General features: G+C 70.6%; 17 protein-coding genes. 6 read left to right on the top strand and 11 right to left on the bottom strand.

Annotated features, from left to right (window positions below; genetic code table 11):
- Positions 1–2 precede the first annotated feature (2 nt).
- Together ACIBK4_RS44200 and ACIBK4_RS44195 are read right to left on the bottom strand one after the other, a co-directional pair.
- Positions 3–2,576, bottom strand: a complete 2,574-nt coding sequence (locus tag ACIBK4_RS44200) for a hypothetical protein (protein WP_399004731.1) — start codon at positions 2,574–2,576, stop codon at positions 3–5.
- A gap of 169 nt (positions 2,577–2,745) precedes the next feature.
- Positions 2,746–4,293: a PH domain-containing protein gene (locus ACIBK4_RS44195; protein ID WP_399004729.1), complete on the bottom strand. Its 1,548-nt coding sequence runs from the start codon at positions 4,291–4,293 to the stop codon at positions 2,746–2,748.
- A gap of 175 nt (positions 4,294–4,468) precedes the next feature.
- On the opposite strand from ACIBK4_RS44195, the gene ACIBK4_RS44190 reads away from it, so the two are divergent.
- The 3 genes from ACIBK4_RS44190 (at position 4,469) to ACIBK4_RS44180 (ending at position 8,967) form a co-directional block, all read left to right on the top strand.
- The gene (locus ACIBK4_RS44190; RefSeq protein WP_399004727.1) at positions 4,469–5,614 is read left to right on the top strand and encodes an acyltransferase family protein; all 1,146 of its coding nucleotides are present in this window, start codon (positions 4,469–4,471) and stop codon (positions 5,612–5,614) included.
- A gap of 200 nt (positions 5,615–5,814) precedes the next feature.
- The gene (locus ACIBK4_RS44185; RefSeq protein ID WP_399004725.1) at positions 5,815–6,717 is read left to right on the top strand and encodes a calcium-binding protein; all 903 of its coding nucleotides are present in this window, start codon (positions 5,815–5,817) and stop codon (positions 6,715–6,717) included.
- Between the two features lie 291 nt (positions 6,718–7,008).
- Entirely contained in the window at positions 7,009–8,967 is a 1,959-nt protein-coding gene (locus ACIBK4_RS44180) for a YncE family protein (RefSeq protein WP_399004723.1), read from the top strand.
- Positions 8,968–9,071: 104 nt separating this feature from the next.
- Here ACIBK4_RS44180 and ACIBK4_RS44175 read toward each other — a convergent pair whose 3' ends face one another.
- On the bottom strand, positions 9,072–9,707 hold the full coding sequence (locus ACIBK4_RS44175) for a TetR/AcrR family transcriptional regulator (protein ID WP_399004721.1): 636 nt from the start codon (positions 9,705–9,707) through the stop codon (positions 9,072–9,074).
- A gap of 139 nt (positions 9,708–9,846) precedes the next feature.
- Here ACIBK4_RS44175 and ACIBK4_RS44170 point away from each other — a divergent pair, with 139 nt between their 5' ends.
- Both ACIBK4_RS44170 and ACIBK4_RS44165 read left to right on the top strand, forming a co-directional pair.
- Positions 9,847–11,433, top strand: a complete 1,587-nt coding sequence (locus ACIBK4_RS44170) for an FAD-dependent monooxygenase (RefSeq protein WP_399004719.1) — start codon at positions 9,847–9,849, stop codon at positions 11,431–11,433.
- 10 nt (positions 11,434–11,443) lie between these two features.
- Positions 11,444–11,815, top strand: a complete 372-nt coding sequence (locus ACIBK4_RS44165) for a DUF6479 family protein (RefSeq protein WP_399004717.1) — start codon at positions 11,444–11,446, stop codon at positions 11,813–11,815.
- Positions 11,816–11,864: 49 nt separating this feature from the next.
- On the opposite strand, the gene ACIBK4_RS44160 is transcribed toward ACIBK4_RS44165, so the two are convergent.
- From ACIBK4_RS44160 to ACIBK4_RS44140, 5 genes are all read right to left on the bottom strand, one after another.
- Positions 11,865–12,977 (bottom strand): sensor histidine kinase, encoded by a 1,113-nt coding sequence (locus ACIBK4_RS44160; protein WP_399004715.1) that lies wholly within the window; start codon positions 12,975–12,977, stop codon positions 11,865–11,867.
- Positions 12,978–12,980: 3 nt separating this feature from the next.
- Positions 12,981–13,721: a response regulator transcription factor gene (locus ACIBK4_RS44155; protein WP_399004713.1), complete on the bottom strand. Its 741-nt coding sequence runs from the start codon at positions 13,719–13,721 to the stop codon at positions 12,981–12,983.
- A gap of 122 nt (positions 13,722–13,843) precedes the next feature.
- Complete coding sequence (locus ACIBK4_RS44150; protein ID WP_399004711.1) at positions 13,844–14,125, bottom strand: hypothetical protein; 282 nt, start codon at positions 14,123–14,125, stop codon at positions 13,844–13,846.
- Positions 14,126–14,259: 134 nt separating this feature from the next.
- Complete coding sequence (locus tag ACIBK4_RS44145; protein ID WP_399004709.1) at positions 14,260–14,775, bottom strand: hypothetical protein; 516 nt, start codon at positions 14,773–14,775, stop codon at positions 14,260–14,262.
- A gap of 72 nt (positions 14,776–14,847) precedes the next feature.
- On the bottom strand, positions 14,848–16,128 hold the full coding sequence (locus ACIBK4_RS44140; RefSeq protein ID WP_399004707.1) for a hypothetical protein: 1,281 nt from the start codon (positions 16,126–16,128) through the stop codon (positions 14,848–14,850).
- Positions 16,129–16,277: 149 nt separating this feature from the next.
- Between ACIBK4_RS44140 and ACIBK4_RS44135 the strand changes: the two genes are divergently transcribed.
- On the top strand, positions 16,278–16,769 hold the full coding sequence (locus ACIBK4_RS44135) for a hypothetical protein (protein ID WP_399004705.1): 492 nt from the start codon (positions 16,278–16,280) through the stop codon (positions 16,767–16,769).
- A 19-nt stretch (positions 16,770–16,788) separates the two neighbouring features.
- On the opposite strand, the gene ACIBK4_RS44130 is transcribed toward ACIBK4_RS44135, so the two are convergent.
- The 3 genes from ACIBK4_RS44130 to ACIBK4_RS44120 are packed head-to-tail and all read right to left on the bottom strand — an operon-like array spanning position 16,789 to position 20,068.
- Complete coding sequence (locus ACIBK4_RS44130; RefSeq protein ID WP_399005042.1) at positions 16,789–18,147, bottom strand: dipeptidase; 1,359 nt, start codon at positions 18,145–18,147, stop codon at positions 16,789–16,791.
- 5 nt (positions 18,148–18,152) lie between these two features.
- Complete coding sequence (locus ACIBK4_RS44125) at positions 18,153–18,590, bottom strand: hypothetical protein (protein WP_399004703.1); 438 nt, start codon at positions 18,588–18,590, stop codon at positions 18,153–18,155.
- Positions 18,587–20,068, bottom strand: coding sequence for an APC family permease (locus tag ACIBK4_RS44120; RefSeq protein ID WP_399004701.1), 1,482 nt, complete (start codon positions 20,066–20,068; stop codon positions 18,587–18,589). The genes ACIBK4_RS44125 and ACIBK4_RS44120 overlap by 4 nt, the downstream gene beginning before the upstream one ends.
- Between the last annotated feature and the right edge of the window lie 71 nt (positions 20,069–20,139).

The raw sequence follows: 20,139 nt of genomic DNA, 5'->3' as shown, positions 1-20,139 counted from the left end.
CATCACTTCCTGACCGTCAAGTACAACCACCCACCCCAAGTACTCACATTGCTCCCATCCTTCGCCCCCGCCACATACTCACTCCGCACCCGAAACTTCTGATCGACCGCGTTCGTAAGGCTCAACCCGGTCGTCGCGGCGCTCCCCGTGGTCAAGGAGAAGCAGCTCGACGTAGTGAGCGTGTGCCAGGCCTTGTTGTAGTACTCCTGGGCCTGGAAGCGCAGGCACTGGCCGGACTTGTTCGGGGTCACCGTGCCGGTCACCTGGGGCTTCACCGTGTGGTGGTAGACGCGGTAGGTGACCGTGCCGTACTTGGTGCTGGTGTAGTAGCCGGCCAGCTTCTCGGCGATGCCCACCTGGTCGTGGACGGCACGGGTCGCCGTCGCCGGGGCGTAGCGGTAGTCGCCCGCGAACGACGCCGTGAACGTCGTGTTGTGGGTGAGCTTGTACGTCGCCTTCAGGTTGCCCTTGCTGTCGACGGCCGCGGTCTTCACCAGCGTCTTCTTGCCGCCGGCCGGCGTCGCGTAGATCGACACCGTACGGCCGTTGTACGTCGTGCCGAGGTGCGCGGTGACGGTCGCCGTCGCGCCGTAGGTGTACGTCGACTCGTTGCTGGTGACGGAGACGGCCGTCGCCGCGCGGGACACCTGGACGGTCGAGGAGGCCGTGGCCGCCTGGTGGGTGGCGTCGCCCGGGTAGTCGACCTTGTAGGTGTTCGCGCCGCCGACGGACGGGGTGTCCTTGACCGTGATCTTGCCGTCCGTACCCACAGGGACCGTCCAGGCGACGGGAGTTGAGGTCTGCGCCAGGTCCGTGCGGGACACGGTGACCGTCTCACCGGACGGGTACGGGGCGTCGCCGAGCGTGCCGCCGAAGGTCAGCGCGGCGCCGCGCGTCGCGGTCGTCGGGGCCTTGAGCGTCAGGGTGGGGGTGTACGGCGAGACGATGTAGGACTGCTCGACGGTCGAGGGCTGGTGCGTGGCGTCGCCCGCGAAGGAGACGTCGTAGGTGAACCATCCCGTGGTGCCCGGGGCGTCGGTGACCGTGTACTGCGAGGTGGTCGAATCGAGTGTGACGGACGGGAGTTGGACCGTCTCCTGGGTGTCCTTGTCGGTCCGGGACACCTGGAGGGTCGTGCCCTGGGGGAAGGTGCCGAAGTCCGCCGAACTCAGGGTGCCGGTGAAGACCACCGAGCGGGGCTTCGCCGAACTGGCCTCCGGGGGGCCGACCGTGGTCGACAGCCGCGCCACGTTCACCGTGCGCGAGACCGTCACGGGCCGGTGCGTCGCGTCCCCGGCGTACGACACCTGGTAGGTGTACCCGCCTTCGTCGGGCCGGGTGTCGGTGATCGAGAACGAGCCGTCCGCGCCGACCGTCGCGTCGGGCAACTCCGTTCCGTCACGGCTTACTTGGAGTTTCGCACCGACCGGGACGAAGCCCTTGGTGGTGAGTGAGCCTTCGAGCGTGAACGGGCGGGTGGGAACCGCGAATGTCCGTCCCGATTCCCACCCCGTGAGGCGCAGGTCCAGTTGGGTGTCGGTGAGCTTGAGCCCGCTCAGCACATTGAGGGTGTAGGCGCCCGAGGAGTCCTGCGTGACGCCGTAGAGCGTCACGTCGTCGCCTCCCCATTTCAGACCGTCGGGGGCCAGGGTCCCGGCGGGCAACTTGACGTAGTTCTCGATGTCTCGGGTGCCCGCGTAGAGGTACACCCCGGGCGCCGAGCCCTGGGTGCTGCCGACGGCGATCGTGCCGTCGGTGTCGAGGCTGAGCGAGTTGGGCCCGGAGGGGTTTCCGCCGACCCAGTACACGTCGGGGTTGGCGATCGCCATGTCCGCCGTGCGGTAGGCCCGCAGGACGATGTCGCTGGACGTGGCGAGCAGCACCTTCTTGCCGTCGCCGCTGACCTGGAATCCGGTGGTCGGACTACCGGAGACCGCCAGGTGCGTCAGGGCGGTCGCCGTGCCGGAGGAGACGTCGAAGGTGGCCACGTCGGTCATGTTCGAGCCGGTCTCCTCGGCCGCGAGCACACCGCCGCCCGTCGCGATCTGCGGCGCGAAGAACCAATTGGACAGCACGGACTGGGGTGTTGCGACCGGATCGGCGGCGGCCGGGTCCACGGACCCGACGGCTCCCCTGCCGTCCGCCATGGCGCCGTACCAGACCTTCCCGCCCGCCACCGCGACGGACACGGGCCCGCTGCCGGTGCCGGTCGGGTAGCGCGCGGACTCGGTCAGCGTCGCCGTGTCGATCGCGGCGACCGCGTCACCGTCCGCGAGCGCCGCGTACAGCGTGCCGCCGTCCGGCGACAACGCCAGCCCCGTGGCGCCCTGTTCGCCGGTGATGGTGGTGACGGGGTCACCGGCCAGGTCCGTCACCACGATGTCGGTCGAACCGGCGCCCTGGCTGAAGAAGAGGTGCTGGTGAGCGGTGTCGACCAGCAGATGCGCGTAGTGGGACAACGGCAGCGCGGCCGTACTGTCGGCCCAGGCGGCAGTGCCGGTGAGGCCGACGGTTGCGGTGGTCAGCCCGGCGAGGACCGATATCGCCGCCGTGAGCGAGACCTGCTTGAGGCGCATGAAGCTCCTGTGAAAAGAGTGAACAAGCAGGTCGGACGATAACTCCCGCGAGTGACAAGCTGACCAGCGGGAATGCCATCTCCTGGCAAAAACCCTCTTCTACGGCCTCCCCTTCCTAGGACCTCCCCCTCCCTACGACGCCCTCTTCCTACGACCTCGACCTCCCTTCCTACGACGGCTCGCGCACCGACGGCTCGTGCACCACCCTCAGCTCCCGCAGGACCAGAGCCAAGTCGTCCGGCGCCGCCGCGAGCCTCACCAGCCGCCCCCCGTCGTCGAGTTCGGCGATGTGCCAGTCGCCGGGCACGGTGTCGCCGTCGTCGCCCCGCACCCGTCGTACCGTCCGGACGGTGAGCCGTTCCACCGGGATCCGGCGCGCCGCGAACCGGCCCGGGCCCGGGGCCACCGCGGGCGGGCCGTCGCCGAGGGCGATGTGGGTGCCGAAGCAGTACGGGTTGTAGTCGGTGTGCTCCAGGAAGCGCGCGGACACGAACACCTCCCCGTCCAACTCCGGTAGAACCGCGGGCACTTCGGCCGGTCCAGGTACGCGGACTCGGGTCGCGCGCCAGGCCCGGACGCAGAGCGCGGCCGTGCCGAGCGTGCCCGCCGTCGCCCACGTGATCGTCGTCGCGGAGGCGAACAGGGTCGTGGGGTGGAGGTAGCAGAGGGGGACCAGCCACAGGGCCGTACCGGCGACGACGAACGCGAACGGCAGGGCGGAGGGCAGGACTTCGTCGTCGGGGAGGCGGCGGTTGCGCAGGCTCAGGAGCACTATGGCTCCGGGGTAGCCCGCGCCGAGGGCGGCGAGGGCCGCGATGACGGCCTGCCCTCCGGCGGACTGGACGTGCCGGTGCCAGACGTAGCGCGAACCGGTGATCGTCCTCACCTCGTGGCGCCAGAAGGTGAGTTGGACCTTGTCACCGGCGTGGAACCCGTCGGCGGCCTCGACCGGGACCTCCAGGCGCCTGAACGGCCGGTTGTCGGTGAAGTACAGCCAGCTGTTGATCCTGGGCCGGTTGGGGTCGGTCCGCGCGATCACGGCCGAGGTGTGGGTCAGGCACTCCGCGCGCTCCGCGACCGGCGTCGCCGCCGTGCACGGAACCGCCGTCTCCCAGGCCCGCTGATCCACCGCGACGTCCGACACGAACGCCGCCGCCACGCCCGCGCCGATCAGCAGCGTCGCGCACCAGACGGCCGCCGTCACCGGCACGCTCCCGGCCGTACGGTCCGAGACGACGCGGAAGCGGGCCGACTCCGGGACGTCGGTCCCGTAGCGGTGGTGCAGTGCGCGCAGGGCCGTCAACTGTTCGTGGAAAGCGGCGAGTTCGGACGGGACGGCGGCCGGCAGGGGCAGCGTCCGTCTGCGGCCGTCCCGCAGCAGCACGCTGACCCTACGGCTCTCCCCGCCCCGCGAACCGGTGGAGTGCCGCAGCCGGATCTGGAGATCGGCGACGTCGTACCAGGGCACGCTCCAGCGCCGTAGCAGCGTCCGGGACCGCAGGCCGCGGGCGTCCGCGTCCACCCGGGCGGTGACCACGTGGAGCGCGACGACGGCGATGAGCGCGAGCGAGCCGCCGAGGGACAGTGCCAGCGGGTCCGGGCCCCGGTACGCCGTCCACGCCCCCGCGGCGCCCACCCCCACCGCCCCGAACGCGACGGAGAACCACAGGACCCGGCGCGCCCCGGCACGGCAGGTCACCTCACCGACTTCGGTCATGGTCCGAACTCTGCCTCGGCCGGCACGGCAGGCGCTTGTGCGATCTCCGGCAGAGTTCCGGCAGGCCAGGCTGCCCGCGGGAGGCAAGAAGAGGGCCTGACGTGGGCGAGAAGTGGGTGAGAAAAAAGTGGTGTGCCAGATGTTTGAAGCGTCGCGGAGCGGTGAGGCGAGCCGAATGCGTGCTTCTCCCACCGCCTCCGCCGAGACCCCCGGCTCCACCCGGACCCACGGTCACACCGGGTCGTCCCCCGGTCCCACCGCCCCCACGGCGGAGCCCACCGCGTCGAAGCGCGGCCCCGGAAAGCAACGCGACCCCTTCTTCGACAACGCCAAATACCTGGCGATCGTGCTGGTGGCGATCGGCCACTCCTGGGAGCCGCTGCGCTCGGGCAGCCGTAGCGTCACCGCGTTGTACACGCTCGTGTACGCCGTGCACATGCCGGCGTTCATCGTGATCTCCGGGTACTTCTCGCGGAGCTTCCGCGCGACTCCGCCGCAGATTCGGCGGCTGCTGGGGGGAGTTGTCGTGCCGTACGTCGTCTTCGAGACGGCGTACACGCTCTACACGCGCTGGACGGACCACCAACCCGACCGCGCCATCAGCCTGTTGGACCCGTTGTACCTGACGTGGTTCCTGGCGGCGCTCTTCGTCTGGCGGCTCACGACACCGATCTGGAAGCACGTACGCCACCCGCTGCCCGTCGCCCTGGTCATCGCGATGCTGGCGACGCTCTCCCCCTCGATCGGCAACGACCTTGATCTGCAACGGGTGTTGCAGTTCCTCCCGTACTTCGTGCTCGGGCTGTGTCTGAAGCCGGAGCACTTCCAGCTCGTACGGCGGTCGGAGGTACGGCAGTTGGCGGTGCCGGTGTTCGTCGTGACGCTCGCGGTGGCGTACTGGTCGGTCCCGCGCTTCGACTACGCCTGGCTGTTCCACAACGCGAGCGCGGATCAACTCGGCGCCCCCGACTGGGAAGGGCCGCTGATGACGCTGGCCCTGTTCGCCTGCTCGACACTCCTGGTCGCCTGCTTCCTGGCCTGGGTGCCGCGCCGCCGCACCTGGTTCACGGCGCTGGGCGCGGGCACGCTCTACGGCTATCTGCTGCACGGGTTCGTCGCGCAGGGCGCCAAGTCCTGGGGCTGGTACGGCCCTTCGTGGGTGCGGGGTCCGCTCGGCGAGGTCACGGTGTCGGTGGTCGCCGCGGTCGTCGTGACCGCGCTGTGCACCCCGCCCGTCCGGCGGGTCTTCCGGGGCGTGATGGAACCGGAGTTGCGGTGGGCGTTCCGTCGTGACGCTGACGAACTGGCCCGTACCCCTTAGCGAGGGTTGTAGGTGATCGGCGGGCCAGTTCATGAATTCGCGCTGAATCACGGCTGACACTTCACGGGGATACCGCTCCCGTGCGCAAGGAGGCACAACCAAGGACCGAGAGGGAGGGTCAGACGCTGTGCCGGAATCCGGATCACCCGGTCCCGGCACCTCGGTCTGTCAACTCCCTTACGTTCCACGGAGGTTGTGCGATGTCCTCTCGTTCTTCCCGTCGCCGTACGCCGCGTTCCGCCGCCGCGCTGACCCTCGCGCTCGGCACCGCGCTTCTCGCCCCGCTGCTCCTCGCCGGAACGGCGGACGCGGCCACGGCACCGGCCACCGCCGCGCTCGGCAACGGCGGCAACGAGGTCCTGTACACGGCCGCCGCGGGCCAGGCCAACAAGGTGGTCGTGACCGCGTCGACGACCAACCTCTCGACCATCACCTACGTCATCGACGACGTCGTCACCATCAAGGCGGGCACGGGCTGCACGTACCCGAGCGCCTCGGACCACACCAAGGTGTCGTGCACGGTGACGACCTTGGACAGTCAAGACCCGTACCCCACCGTGCAGTTGACGCTCGGCAACGGCAACGACACGCTCGCGTACCACAACAGGACGAACCAGACGTACTACTTCGCCTCGGTCGACCTGGGCGCCGGCAACGACAAGTCCACCGACGACGGCAGCGTCGATGGCAACTACGTCTCGGGCGGGACCGGCAACGACACCCTCGCCCTGGGCAAGTACTCGGTGGGCTGGGGCGACGACGGCAACGACACCGTCAAGGCCGCCGCGGGCACCATCGCCCAGGGCGGCAACGGCAACGACACGATCACCACCACCGGCGACGCGGCCGACGGCGGGGGCGGCAACGACGTCATCACCGGTGGCGCGGCCGCCCAGAGCCTGACCGGCGGCACCGGCAACGACCGGATCCACGGCGGCGCCGGGAACGACTTCCTCTACGGCGGCACGGGCAACGACGTCCTCTACGGCGACGCCGGCGCCGACACGATCTACGGCAACTCCGGCAACGACACCCTGTGGGGCGGCGCGGGCACGGACGTCCTGTCGGGCGGCGCGGGCCACAACGTCGTGCACCAGAACTGACGCCGCCGACCTGGGAGAACCGGCTCAGGGCGTGGTGCGGCCGACCACGACCCGGGCCGGTACGCGGAACGCCCCCTCGTCACGGCGGGGGAGGGTCTCCCGGACACCGCGCGCACACGACAAACCCATAACTCCTTTTCCACCTGTCACAGCCATGTCATACGCTGCTCCCAGCAGCCGCGCCCCGCGCGTCACCGCGTCTCTCATCCGCGGTCACGTCCGGGTGCTGCGCGGCGCTCTCAACTCCCGGTCTCCTGACCGGTTTTCTTGTGGGGGGAACAGCACGTGCGGATGCGCAGCATCTCGACCGCGACAGCGCTCGCGGTCCTTTTCGGTTCGGCGGCGCTCAGCGCCGTGGCGACGGGTACGGCCTCGGCGGCCACCGCGAGCGTGACCACGCCCGGCGGGCTCATCGCGGACAACGCCCTCAAGCGGGTGTTCGTCGGCGACCGTTCGGCCGGTACGGTCGCGGCCACCGACTACTCGGGCAACGTCCTCGCCTCGGTCGGCGGGGTCAGCGGGGTCTCCGACCTGGTCCTGTCCGACGACGAGACCACCCTGTACGCGGCGGCCCAGGGCACGCACGAGATCGTGGCGCTCGACCCGGCCACCCTCGCCGTGAAGGCCCGCTACCCGGTCGCCACCAACACCGGCCCGCGCTACCTCGCCTTCACCGCGGGCAGGCTCTGGTTCACCTACGGCGACCAGTGGGACGGCGACCTCGGCTCGGTCGACCCCTCGGTGGACCCGGCGAGCGGCACCGACCCGGTGACGCTGGCGCAGTTCCCGACCGAGGGCACCTCGGTCGGCCTCTGGGGCCCGGCGCTGCTGGACACCGACCCGCTGCGGCCCGGTGTCCTGGCCATCGGCCAGACCGGCGGCGACTCCACGGACTCGATGGCCGTGGTCGACGTGTCGAGCGGCACGCCCGCGCTCACCGCCTGGTACTTCGGCGACTACACGCTGAACAGCGGCATCGCCGACATCGACCTCGCCGCCGGCGCCGACCGGGTGCTGGTCAACGGCCATGTGGTGGACGACTACGCGAACGGCACGTTCACCCAGGGCACCAGCCCCTTCCCGGCGGACGGTCAGCTGGCCGACATCGCCCGGGACGGGTTCGTCGCCCAGGCCCACGACAACACGGTCACGACGTACCGTCCCAGCGGCTCGAAGGCCGTCCACACGTACACCATCGGTTCCTACGGCATGGCCGACCTGGCCTGGGCTCCCGACGCGTCCCGCGTCTTCGTGCTGGCCCGGACGTCCAGCGGCGGCTACGCCCTCAAGGCGCTGACCGACCCGGAGAAGAACGTCCCGACCCTCACGGTCAACGCCCCCTCCTCGGCCGCCCGCGCCAAGAAGCTCACCGTCACCGGCAAGCTCTCGGCGGCGTTCGCGCTGCCCACGGGTGTGAAGCTCCAGGTCACGCGCACCGACCTGGAGTCCACGAAGGGCAAGGCGCTGCCCACCGTCACGGTGAAGGCGGACGGCACGTACTCGTTCACGGACACCCCGCCGGCCGGCGGCACCGTCACGTACAAGGTGAGCTACGCGGGCGACTCCGGGCACGCGGCGGTCAGCGCCTCCGACAAGGTCGCCGTCTCCCGCGCGGCCACCGCCCTGAGCCTGAACAACAACGGCAAGCTGTACGGCTACGGCGCCGACGTGAAGTTCACCGCGCACCTCGGCAAGACCTACAAGAACCGTACGGTCGCGATCTACTCGGACCCCTTCGGCGCCGACAAGCCGAAGAAGCTGATCAAGACCGGCAAGGTCAACTCCAGCGGCAACATCTCCGTGACCGTGGACATGACCCGCGACACGGCCGTCTCCGCGGTCTTCGCGGGCGACGCCCGCTACGCCTCCAAGACGGTGAAGGTCACGGCGTACGCCAAGGTCAAGGTCTCCGCCGCGATCAGCAAGCACTACAAGACGGCGAAGATCGGCTCGACGTCGTACTACTGGTTCCACAAGAACTCGGCGCCGATCGTCACCACGACGATGACGTACTACAAGAACCGCCAGGAGCGGCTCGACCTTCAGGTCTACTACCAGGGCACGTGGTACGACTCCGACTCGGAGTACTTCGCCCTGAGCACGAACGGCAAGGTCGCCGTGAACCTCGGCGCCCCCGGCCAGTCCGGCATCAAGGCCCGCATCCGGGCCGCGTACATCAACGGTTCGTCCGGTGACAACGTCAACTCGACGACGTACACCGGGTGGAAGTACCTGTACTTCTCCAACTAGCCCTGATTCCCCGGCTATTGGGGTTCATCGGGCGCAGAGCAGCCCCGCTTCGAGGAGCACGTGTCCTCGAAGCGGGGCTGTTCGCGTGTCCGCGCGTCCGCCGGCTACACCGCGTCCAGCCCCGTCATGAGCTGTCCGTACGCCCCCTCCGCCGCCGCCACCGCGTCGTCGTACGCCTCGTCGGCGGTGCGTCCCGACGTGATCGTCCGCCAGTTCTCCTGTCCCAACTCCTGCTGTACGGCGATCAGATGGGCCGCGGCCAGGTGTCTGACGATCGGTGGCGCATCGCCGGAGCCGGTCGGCAGGGCGTCCGCGAGCGCGTCGATGTCCTGGCTGGTGTACCGCTGTCTCATGCCGATGCGGAGGCTGGGCGTGCGGTAGATGAGGTCCTGGAAGGACAGGATCTCGGGGTGGTCGTTCAGGCCGGTGATCGGGTTGCGCTCGGCCAGGCCGGCGAGGAAGTGGTCGCGCAGGGCCGCGGTCGGGGTCAGACCGGCGGGGCGCTCCCGCACCACCCGGGCCGCCTCGCCTAGGTGGTCGGCGAAACGGTGCAGGACCAGGTCCTCCTTGGTCGGGAAGTACCGGAACAGCGTGGCCTTGGAGACCTCCGCGGCCGCCGCGACCTCGACCACGGACACCTCGTCGAAGCCCTGGGCGCGGAAGAGGCGCAGGGCTTCCTGTGCGATGAGGTTCCGCGTGCGTTCCTTCTTGCGCTCGCGCAGACCGGCGGGTTCGTCCATGCCGGACAGTCTACACGAGAGGTGAGGCTCGGGCTCGAATGAGACCGGAGAACTTTTGAGCCCGAGAAACTTCTGAGACCTGGTTGCATTTTCTCGTCGGGCGATGTTCCATGGACGCACGACGACGAGAGGGGCCGCCATGACCGACGGCGCTGTACGGAACGAGGGCGTGCTGATCGTGGGCGCCGGACCGACCGGGCTCACGCTGGCCATCGAGCTGGCCCGGCGCGGGGTGGGCGTGCGGATCGTGGACGCGGCCCCGGCCCCGCACCGGGAATCCCGGGGCAAGGGCCTGCAGCCACGCACCCTGGAGGTCCTGGAGGACGTCGGCATCACCGGGCGCGCCCTCGCCACCGGGACGACACGACTGCCGTTCCGCAAGTACTTCGACGGCGCGCGCGTGAACGACACCGACCCGTTCGCCGACGCCCGCCCCACCCCCGACGCGCCGTACGAGCGAGGGGTGCTCATAGGGCAGTGGCAGGTGGAGAAACTCCTGCGCGAACGGCTCGCGGAGTTCGGCGTCGCCGTCGAAGGCGGCACGGAGGTCACCGGGTTCGAGCAGGACGAGGACGGTGTCACGGCCGTGCTCGCCGACGGCGGGCGGATCAGGGCGGGCTACCTCGTCGGCTGCGACGGCGGGCGCAGCCGGGTGCGCAAGGCGATGGGGGTGCGCTTCGACGGGACGACGGACGCGACCCAGTCGATGGTCGTCGGTGACGTCGAGGCCGAGGGGATCAGCCGGGACGTCTGGCACCAGTGGTTCGCGTCGGACGGGAGCGGAGTGATGCTCTGCCCCATGCCCGGCACGAACTCCTTCCAGTTCCAGGCCGGCCCCGAACTCGACGCGAACGGCGACCCGTTGCCACCGTCGCTGGAGAGCTTCCAGCGGATCTTCGACCGGTACGCGCAGGTGCCCGGTGTCACGCTGACCGACCCGACCTGGCTCTCCCTCTGGCGGGTCAACGTCCGCATGGTCGACCGGATGCGCGTCGGCCGGGTCCTCCTGGCCGGGGACGCCGCCCACATCCACCCGATCGCCGGCGGCCTCGGCATGAACACCGGCATCCAGGACGCCTACAACCTGGGCTGGAAACTCGCCCTCGCGACCACCGGCCAGGCAGGACCGGCCCTGCTGGACACCTACGAGGAGGAGCGCCTCCCGGTCGCCGCCTGGACCCTGGGCATCACCACCGAGCTGTACGCCCGGGTGCGCGAAGCGGTCAGGGAACCCGGCACCGGCGTCGAGGCCGCCGCCCCGCCCCCGATGGGCACCGGCTACCGCTGGAGCTCCCTCGCCGCCCCCGCGACCACCGGCGACCCCGCCGTCCTGCGCCCCGGCGACCGCGCCCCCGACGCCCCCTGCCTGGACGCCTCCGGCAACCCGGTCCGGCTCTTCGAGGTGTACGCGGACCCACGCTTCACGCTGCTCGGCTTCGGCGCGGAAGGGGCTGAAGTCGCGGACGCGGTCGGCAAGTTGGCGATCGAGCACGAGGACTTGGTGCAGGCGTTCACGGTGACCGACGGCGAGGCGGGCGAGCCGGGCGATCTGCGCGACCACGAGGGCCACGCCCGACGCGCGTACGGCCTCACGGCCTCCACTCCCGCCCCCGTCCCCGCCCTGGTCCTGATCCGCCCCGACAACCACGTGGCACTGCTGACCCAAGACCCGGCGGAGATGGCGAGCTACCTGTCACAGATCACCACATTCCCCCCGAAAGAGTGATACTCGGAGTATGAGCATGGCAACGTATGAAGTACTGGCCGCGTCGCACAACGCACTCGACGTGACCGCAGCCTTTCTGGTCGGCCTGGTGATCGCAGGCGCGCTGGTCTGGGCCGTACGTTTCGGCATGAAGGTCCGGGACCAGGAATCTCCGCGACCGCTCCCGGAGGAGCAGCCCCACCTCCCCGCCGGGGGCGCGGTCCACGAGATGCGGGAGATGCGGGAGCCCGACGAGATGCCCGTCGCCTCGGAGGAGAAGGAGCGGTTGATGCCGTACCAGCTCCACCACTCCGGGAGCAGAACGGGCAAGGACCAGAAGCGGCTGCGCTGGCTGCCCGGACGGAGCGGTTCGTTCGGGGGCGGCGGCATAGGCCACGTGTGACGGGTTGGTTCACTGCGTGACGGGTCTGCTCACCCTGTGACGGGTCGGCTCAGGCCTCCGCCGCGGGCAGCGTCACCTCGAACCGGCAGCCGCCGGACACATTCCGTACGGCGGCCCGGCCCTGGTGCGCCTCGACGATCCCGCGCACGATCGCGAGCCCAAGACCGGCCCCGGCGGGCGGGGTTCGGGCGTGCGTGCCACGCCACCCGGTGTCGAAGACGCGGGGCAGATCGTCCTCGGGAATGCCACCGCACCCGTCCGTCACGGACAGCACCACCCCGTCGGCGGACCGCTCGGCGGCAACAGCCACGGTGCCGTCGGCGGGCGTCCGCCGAATCGCGTTGACCAGCAGATTCCCCAGCACCCGGCTCATCTCCTTGCCGTCCACCTCGACCGGCACCGGTTCGATCCGGTCGCCGATCAGCCGGACGCCGAGTTCGCGTGCGAGGGGGTCCGCTCCGGCGAGGGCGTCGCCGACCAGGTCGTACAGGGACATCCGGGAGCGGGTGAGGGCGAGGGTGCCGGCGTGGATGCTGGAGAGTTCGAAGAGGTCGCCGACCATGTCGTTGAGGCGTTCCACCTCGGTGCGGATCTGGCGGAGGTAGCGGTCGGGGTCGGCGGCGACCCCGTCCTCCAGGGCCTCGGACATCGCGCGGAGACCGGCCAGCGGGGTGCGCAGATCGTGCGAGATCCAGGCGACGAGTTCGCGGCGGGACGACTCCAACGCCCGTTCGCGGTCGCGGGATTCGGCGAGCTTGGCGCTGGTGGCCGCCAACTCGCGGCTGACGTCGGCGAGTTCGGCGGTGGCGGGACGGGCCGGGGCGGAGTAGTCGCCGCCGTCGCCGAAGTCGCGGGCGGCGAGGGCGAGTTCACGGCTGCGGGCGACGACCCAGCGGCCGAGCAGCAGGGCGGTGAGCAGCGAGACGACGGCGGCCATCGCGACCACCGTCGTGACCACGGACAGATCGTGCGAGGAGAGGAACATCGCCTGGGCCACGGCCAGCGTTCCGGCGAGCATCGCGGTCACCGCGACGGCGGCGACCACGGCGACGGACGCGGTGAGCGACCGTCGGCGCAGCAGCCACAGGGCGCCGGCCCCGAGCACCCCGGCAGCGGCGGCCCCGAGAAAGGCGAACAGGGCGATGAGCAGGGCGTTGTGCATCGATCAGACCTCTCCGCCCTGCTGGGGATCGAAGCGGTACCCGACTCCCCACACCGTCTGGATGTACCGCGGCCGGCCGGGATCGTCCTCGACCTTGCCGCGCAGCCGCCGTACATGGACGGTGACGGTCGACAGATCACCGAAGTCCCACCCCCACACCTCGCGCATCAGGTCCTCCCGCCCGTACACCCGCCCCGGATGCCGGAGGAAGAAAGAGAGAAGGTCGAACTCCCGGTGGGTGAGGGCCAGTTCGGCCCCGTCCTTGCTGGCCCGACGACTGGCGGGGTCCAGGACCAGTCCCCCGGCGTTCAACGGCACCGCGGACCCGACGGGCGACCGGGACCGCCGCAGCACGGACTCGACCCGCAGCACGAGCTCACGCGGGCTGAAGGGCTTGGTGACGTAGTCGTCGGCGCCGACCTCAAGACCCAGGATCCGGTCGTCCTCGTCCCCCCGGGCGGTCAGCATGATCACCGGCACGGGCCCCCGACCCCGCATCCGCCGGCAGACCTCCAGCCCGTCCATCCCCGGCAGCATCAGATCGAGCACCACCAGATCGGGCCAGTGCGCATCGGCCCGGGCCAGTGCCTCCGGCCCGTCCCCGGCCCGCTCCACGACATACCCGGCCCGGTCGAGATACCCGGAGACGACTTCGGCGACGGTCGGATCGTCATCGACGACCAGCACACGGGCACCGCCGCCCGCCCCCTCGGCCTTCCCGGCCTTCTCGTACGACTGCTGCATGCGCCCAGCCTCGCACCCCCACCCCCGCCGATGCGGCCCCGCACCGGCTCAGGGCACCGGACGTCCGAGTTTCGTAAGGAACGCGGCGCGCGGAGAGAGAAGGGAGAGGGGCGGAGGAAACGTCAGCCGAACCGCTTGCGGACCGACAGCAGCGCGATGTACCCGCCCACCGCCATGGGCACGCCCACCACGCACAGCACGACGCTCCCGGCCGAGCCGAAGGCCGTCAGCGACGTCCCGGCCAGGGCCACCGCGGCAGCGGCGGACTCCGCCCGGAGCCGCGGCGCCGAACGCCTGCTGGCCTCGGGCTTGATGAGCTGGCGGCCGAGCAGGACCTGCACGGCGTTGACCGCGGCCATGACGGCGGCGAGCACGCCCACGACGAGCATGAATATGTCGGGCACGGCGGAAAAGTACCGTGCGGGCGACGGACGGAACGCGTTGCCCCCCGGGTTCGACCTCGCCGTAAAGGACTACAGGAACTCCCGGGACCGCGGCCTGCCGTCCGGTGACGGAGGCCGCGGTCCGGGGAGGAGCCCTACTGCCGCGCCCCCGCACGCTCCGGGGTGTACACCGCGAGTGCCCAGATCACGAACACGTCCACCGCGATCATGATCACCGACCAGACCGGGGCGTACGGAAGGAACATGAACTGGAGGATCGCGCTGAGGCTCGCGAGGACGATGCCGCAGACGCGGGCCCAGCTCATGCCGCGGAGGATGCCCCAGCCGGTGATCGCGCCGACCGCGCCGAGGCAGATGAGGATGACGCCCCAGCCGGTGAGGTTGATGCTGTAGACGTACGAGCCGACGCGGGTGTAGACGTCGTCCTTCGCGAGGGCGGATATGCCCTGGAGGATGGCGATGACACCGTTCATCAGCATCAGGACGCCGGCGAAGACCGCGCCGCCCATCGCGAGCCCGCCGCCGGGCGGGGGCGGGATCGAGCCCCGGGTGCCGGGGGCCTGGCCGGAGTCGTTCCAGACCGGGGGCGTCTCGTGGCCGCCGGCGGACGGCGAGTGCGGCTGCTGCGTCGAGTGCGGCTGCTGGGTCATGGCCGTACCCCACCTCTCTGTGGTGTGTGGTGCTTCGACCATCCGGCCGCCGCACCCCCTCCACCACGGGGGTTACGCCATACGGGTGACACCCGGGGCGGCCCCCGACCCCGGCCCCTCCTCCGGTTCCGCCGCCAGGAACTCCACCACCGCCAGTGCGAACAGCACCGCCAGCGCCAGCCCGACCACCACCCACCCCGTCGGATACGACCACAGCAGATACGCCAGCAGCGCCCCGCCCACCAGCACCCAACTGATCCACACCCGGTACCGGCGCACGAACGGCCCGACCGGCCCCGTCCGCAGCCCCGCCCCGTCGGCGACCGCCCGCACCGCCCCGATCCCGGACGTCCACAGCCGCCGTACGAGACCGGCCCGGCGGCCCGGGCCCGTCAGCCAGGCGCCGAGCGCGACCACCACGCCCAGGGCGACGACCACCCGTACGGTCGTGTGCAGGAAACGGGTCAGCGCGTCGTACACCGCGCCGGCCGCGGCCGGGGAGACTCCCGCCGGGAGCGCGTCGAGGTAGACGGCCCGGAAGATCCGCAGCGCGATGCCGAGCAGGGCGGTCATGGCGGCGACACCCAGCGCGCCCGTCACCAGGGCGCGCCGCTTCCGGCCCGCCAGCAGGACGCCCGCCGCGACCAGGACCACCGCCACCAACGGGAGCCAGGTACCGGCGAGTTGGAGGAGGCGGAAGTACGTCTTGTACGTGCCGAGGTCGTCGCTCTTGAGGAGGGTGATCGACGTGTGGAGCTCGGGGATCTTCCCGGCGACCGTCAACCCGTCGTCGACCAGCCGCTGTTTCACCTCGTCCACCACCGGGCCCACGTCGAGCGTCACCGCGCCGTCGTCGAGCCGGACGGCACCACCCCCGCTGCCGGTCAGGGCTTTGTCCACAGTGCTGTGGACACGGCGGTTGGCGTCCTTCCAGATCCGGGCGAAGGCGTCCGAGGCGGCCACCGCCTGCGCCTTGTCGTGGACGAAGGCACGGACCGAGTCCTCCAGCGAACCGCCCAACGCCCCCAACGCCTTTTCCAGCAACGGGCGTTGGGCGGGCGCCACACCGGACAGCAGGGCGGTGAGGTCGAGGCGGTCCATCACGGCCGAGGTCACCCGGCTCGCGACGGCGTTCTGGATGTCCGGGTCGGAGGCGAGCGGCGCGACGGTCTTCACATACCGGTCCGTGTCGCCCACCGTGTCCGCCGTCCACGCGGCCACCACGCCGAGCGGCGCGAGCACACACCCCACGATGACCAGCACCACGGCGACCAGCGAGCGCACCCGGTGCCGCGGCCGCCGCTCCGCCTCCAGCTCGGCCACCCGCGCCCGCAGCCGGTCGAGTTCCGTCACCTCTGCCTCCTCCGCGCGTGTGCCTCCCAGCGCATCCCCGATGGCCCGGGGCCGCGAGCAGTGCCGCGCCGTTCGGGTGACGCCGGCATGCGGCCGTACGGCATCGGACCTTCACTGGAGGGACGACCCGACCGACTCGTGGAGGCGACATGGCCCGGAACAGGCGCGCTGCGGTACGTGCGGCGGCAGCTGTGGCCCTTGGCCTAACCGGTCTGGCCGGGTTGACCGGTTGTTCTGACGACAGCACTCCGGCCTCCGTCGCCAGCAAGGCCGCGTCCGCCGTCGCGTCCATCGGCGCCCAGGCCACCGGCGCGATCGCGTCGGCCACCGCCGAGGCCGGCCGCAGGCTCGACGACGTCAAGAACGGCGTGGACGCGAAGGACGCCGTCCACCTCGCCGCCCCCACCACCGACTCGGCCGGCCGCAGCACGGTCGAGGTCACCGTCGACAACACCGCCGGCTCGGCCAAGTCCTTCGCCGTACAAGTGGAGTTCAAGGACGAGGGCGGCAATCTGCTCGACACCGTCGTCGTCACCGTCCCCCACGTCCCGGCCCACAAGTCCGCCACGGCGACCGCCCGCAGCAACCGCACGTTGTCGGGCGGTGTGAAGGCCGACGTCGGCACGGCGCTGCGGTACTGAGTCCCCTACTACGGCCGTACTACTGCCGCGACTTCGCGAACTCCCGTAGGAACAGCGCCTCTACGTGCGCCATGTGCTCGATCTCCGAGGGGTCGACGCTCTCGTTCGGGGCGTGGATGAGGCAGCGGGGTTCCTCGACGCCCATGAGGATGATCTCGGCGCGGGGGTAGGTCTCGGCGAGGACGTTGCACAGGGGGATGGAGCCGCCCTGGCCGAGGAAGGCGAGGGGTTTGCCGTAGACGTGTTCCATCGCGGTGCCGAGTGCGGTGTACGCCGGCCCGTCGGTGGCGGCGCGGAACGGGGAGCCGGTGCCCTCCGTCTCCACCGACACCTTCGCGCCCCAAGGGGCCGCGTCCGCAAGGTGGTTGGTGAGTGCCTCGCGGGCCGCGCCGGGGTCCGTGCCGGGCGGGACGCGCAGGCTGACGCGGGCACGGGCGGTCGCGGGTACGGCCGCCGCCGAGCCGACCACCGGCGGGCAGTCGATGCCGAGGACGGTGACGGCGGGGCGGGACCAGAGGCGGTCGGCGACGGTCCCGGTGCCGGTCAGCTCTACGCCGTCCAGGACGCCCGCGTCCGTACGGAACTGTTGCTCGTCGTAGCCGACACCGTCCCAAGTCCCTTCGCAGTCCAGGCCGTTGACGACCGTGGCGCCGGTCTCCGGGTCGCGGAGGGAGGACAGGATCTGGATCAGCGCGGCGAGGGCATCGGGCGCCGGTCCGCCGAACATGCCCGAATGGACCTCGCCCGCAAGGGTGTTGACGGTGACGACGACGTTCGCGAGCCCGCGCAGGGTGGTGGTCGCGGTGCCGACGCCGACCGCCGCGTTGCCGGTGTCGCAGATCAGCAGCGCGTCCGCGAGGAACTTCTCGGGATGCTGGGCGACGTACTGCTCAAGCCCGCCCGTGCCCTGTTCCTCCGAGCCCTCGGCGACGAACTTCAGCCCGACCGGGAGGTCTTCGCCGAGCGCGCGCAGGGCGGTGAGGTGCATGACGATGTTGCCCTTGCAGTCGGCGGTGCCGCGTCCGTACCAGCGGCCGTCGCGCTCGGTGAGCGTGAAGGGCGGGGTCGTCCACGCCTTGTCGTCGAGCGGGGGCTGGACGTCGTAGTGGCAGTAGAGGAGGACGGTCGGGGCGCCGGGCGGGGGCGGCCGGTGACCGATCACGGCGTGGCTGCCGTCCGGGGTCTCCGCGAGGTGCACGTCCCGCAGGCCCGCCTCGGTGAAGGCGTCGGCGACCCACTGGGCGGCCTTGTGGCACTCCTCGGGCGGGTACTGGCGGGGGTCGGCGACGGACGGGATCGCGACGAGTTCGGCGAGGTCGGCCTTCGCGCGGGGCATCAACTCGGCGATGAGGGAGGCGAGTTCGGGCGTATCGGCCATCGTGGTCACTGCCTCACCGTGTTGTCGGTCTTCAGGTCGTCGATCTTGTCCTGGATCTTGTGCAGCTTGTCGGGGCAGTAGATCTCCAGGATCTTGGCCTCGGCGCGCAGCGCGGCCGTGTCGCCGATGACCGGGCGCTGGCCGACGAACGCGGCCCCGTTGGAGACGTTGATCTTCCAGAGCGCCGACTTGAGCGCGCTGCCGGGGTCCTTGCAGACGATCCCGCCGTCGGTGCCGAGCGCGCGGGCGATCGTCTTGGTCTCGGGCCGGGGATAGCCGGCCGCCACCGCCGCGTCGGCGAGCTGATTCGCCTTGTCCGTGGCCTTGTTGGTGGTCTTCACGCTGTCGTACTGGATGACACCGACGACGGCGAGCACGACCAGCAGGACGACCGCGCCGACGTAGATCCATCGGTGCTCGGAGGCGAACTTGGTGGGGCTCATACGACATCACCGGCCGCCGCGTCCGCCGTGGACGCCTCCGTACGCCAGCCGGGTTTGCGGAACTTGAGGAACGCCCACGGGATCAGCAGCCCGAGGATGACGAGCCCGCCGCCGATGATGCCGATGTACGCCCAGATGCTGCCGCCGCCGAACTGCGAGGGCGGGACGAAGCCGATCGCGAGGGCGGCGACGGAGGCCAACAGGCCGACGGTGCACAGGAGATGGAGGGCGGGGACGCGGTAGCCGCGGGGATGGTCGGGCTGAGTCTTCCGGAGTCTCATCGCGGCGACGAACATCAACAGGTAGACGATCAGATACACCTGCGTAGTGATGGTCGAGAAGATCCAGTACACGTTGGAGACGTTGGGAAGCAGGGCGTACCCGAGGGCGATGACGGTCGTGACGACACCCTGGGTGACGAGGATGTTCTGCTGCACCCCGAACCGGTTCAACTTCTGGAGGAACGGCGGGAGATAGCCCTCGCTGCGGGAGATCTCCAGCAGGCCCTTGGACGGTCCGGCCAGCCAGGTGAGCATGCCGCCGAGCGAGGCGGAGACCAGCATCACGGCGGCGATCGGGGTCATCCAGCCGATGTGGAAGTACGAGAAGAACGCGTTGAACGCCTGCATCACACCCGCGGTGAGGCTCGTCTGGTCCGACGGCACGACCCAACTGATCGCCAGGGCGGGGAGGATGAAGATGAGCAGCACCAACCCCATCGCCAGGAACATCGACTTGGGGTACTCCTTCGCCGGGTCCTTCAGCGAAGACACATGGACGGCGTTCATCTCCATGCCGGAGTAGGAGAGGAAGTTGTTGACGATGAGGACGAGGCTGGCGAGGCCCGTCCACTCGGGCAGCAGGTGGCTCGACGTCATCGGGGCGGCCGAGGGATTCCCCTGGGCGAGGAAGACCATGCCGAGCACGACAAGGAGGGTGCCCGGTACGAGAGTTCCGATGATGAGTCCCCAACTGGACAGTCCCGCAAGGGCCTTGGTCCCTCGGGACGACACCCACACCCCCGTCCAGTACAGGACCATGATGACGATCGCGGTGTAGAGGCCGTTGGAGGCGAGGGCCGGGTCGATGACGTACGAGATGGTGCTCGCGACGAAGGCGAGCAGGCTCGGGTAGTAGAAGATCGTCATCGCGAACTGGCACCACACGGCGAGGAATCCGAGCGGTTTCGACAGCCCCTCGCTGACCCAGCGGTAGACACCGCCGCTCCAGCCGGAGGCGAGTTCCGCGGAGACCAGCGCGGTCGGCAGCAGGAAGACGACCGCCGGGACGAGGTACAGGAACACGCAGGCCAGGCCGTAGACGGCCATCGTCGGGGCGGCGCGGAGGCTGGCCACCGACGAGGTCGTCATCAGCGCGAGGGTGACCCAGGTGATGGTGGGCGCGGGCCGGGCTCTCGCCGCCGTACGCGCTGCCGGTACCGGTTTCGGCAGGTCGGCGGGGACGTCCATCGAGGCCACGGGCCCTCCCAAGGGGGTTGCGGGGATGCTGCCAGGCTCGATGCGGGGGCGGGTGGGCGCAGGTCGAGTGG

This window comes from Streptomyces sp. NPDC050528, from assembly GCF_044457795.1.
In the GTDB taxonomy this organism is placed as follows: Bacteria; Actinomycetota; Actinomycetes; order Streptomycetales; family Streptomycetaceae; genus Streptomyces.
This window is presented reverse-complemented; position numbering and strand designations above follow the sequence as displayed.

What these genes read in the sequence shown, in the direction of transcription:
- ACIBK4_RS44200 (WP_399004731.1), bottom strand. Translation starts at nt 2,576, where the DNA reads ATGCGCCTCAAGCAGGTCTCGCTCACGGCGGCGATATCGGTCCTCGCC.
- ACIBK4_RS44195 (WP_399004729.1), bottom strand. Translation starts at nt 4,293, where the DNA reads ATGACCGAAGTCGGTGAGGTGACCTGCCGTGCCGGGGCGCGCCGGGTC.
- ACIBK4_RS44190 (WP_399004727.1), top strand. Translation starts at nt 4,469, where the DNA reads ATGCGTGCTTCTCCCACCGCCTCCGCCGAGACCCCCGGCTCCACCCGG.
- ACIBK4_RS44185 (WP_399004725.1), top strand. Translation starts at nt 5,815, where the DNA reads ATGTCCTCTCGTTCTTCCCGTCGCCGTACGCCGCGTTCCGCCGCCGCG.
- ACIBK4_RS44180 (WP_399004723.1), top strand. Translation starts at nt 7,009, where the DNA reads ATGCGCAGCATCTCGACCGCGACAGCGCTCGCGGTCCTTTTCGGTTCG.
- ACIBK4_RS44175 (WP_399004721.1), bottom strand. Translation starts at nt 9,707, where the DNA reads ATGGACGAACCCGCCGGTCTGCGCGAGCGCAAGAAGGAACGCACGCGG.
- ACIBK4_RS44170 (WP_399004719.1), top strand. Translation starts at nt 9,847, where the DNA reads ATGACCGACGGCGCTGTACGGAACGAGGGCGTGCTGATCGTGGGCGCC.
- ACIBK4_RS44165 (WP_399004717.1), top strand. Translation starts at nt 11,444, where the DNA reads ATGAGCATGGCAACGTATGAAGTACTGGCCGCGTCGCACAACGCACTC.
- ACIBK4_RS44160 (WP_399004715.1), bottom strand. Translation starts at nt 12,977, where the DNA reads ATGCACAACGCCCTGCTCATCGCCCTGTTCGCCTTTCTCGGGGCCGCC.
- ACIBK4_RS44155 (WP_399004713.1), bottom strand. Translation starts at nt 13,721, where the DNA reads ATGCAGCAGTCGTACGAGAAGGCCGGGAAGGCCGAGGGGGCGGGCGGC.
- ACIBK4_RS44145 (WP_399004709.1), bottom strand. Translation starts at nt 14,775, where the DNA reads ATGACCCAGCAGCCGCACTCGACGCAGCAGCCGCACTCGCCGTCCGCC.
- ACIBK4_RS44135 (WP_399004705.1), top strand. Translation starts at nt 16,278, where the DNA reads ATGGCCCGGAACAGGCGCGCTGCGGTACGTGCGGCGGCAGCTGTGGCC.
- ACIBK4_RS44130 (WP_399005042.1), bottom strand. Translation starts at nt 18,147, where the DNA reads ATGGCCGATACGCCCGAACTCGCCTCCCTCATCGCCGAGTTGATGCCC.
- ACIBK4_RS44125 (WP_399004703.1), bottom strand. Translation starts at nt 18,590, where the DNA reads ATGAGCCCCACCAAGTTCGCCTCCGAGCACCGATGGATCTACGTCGGC.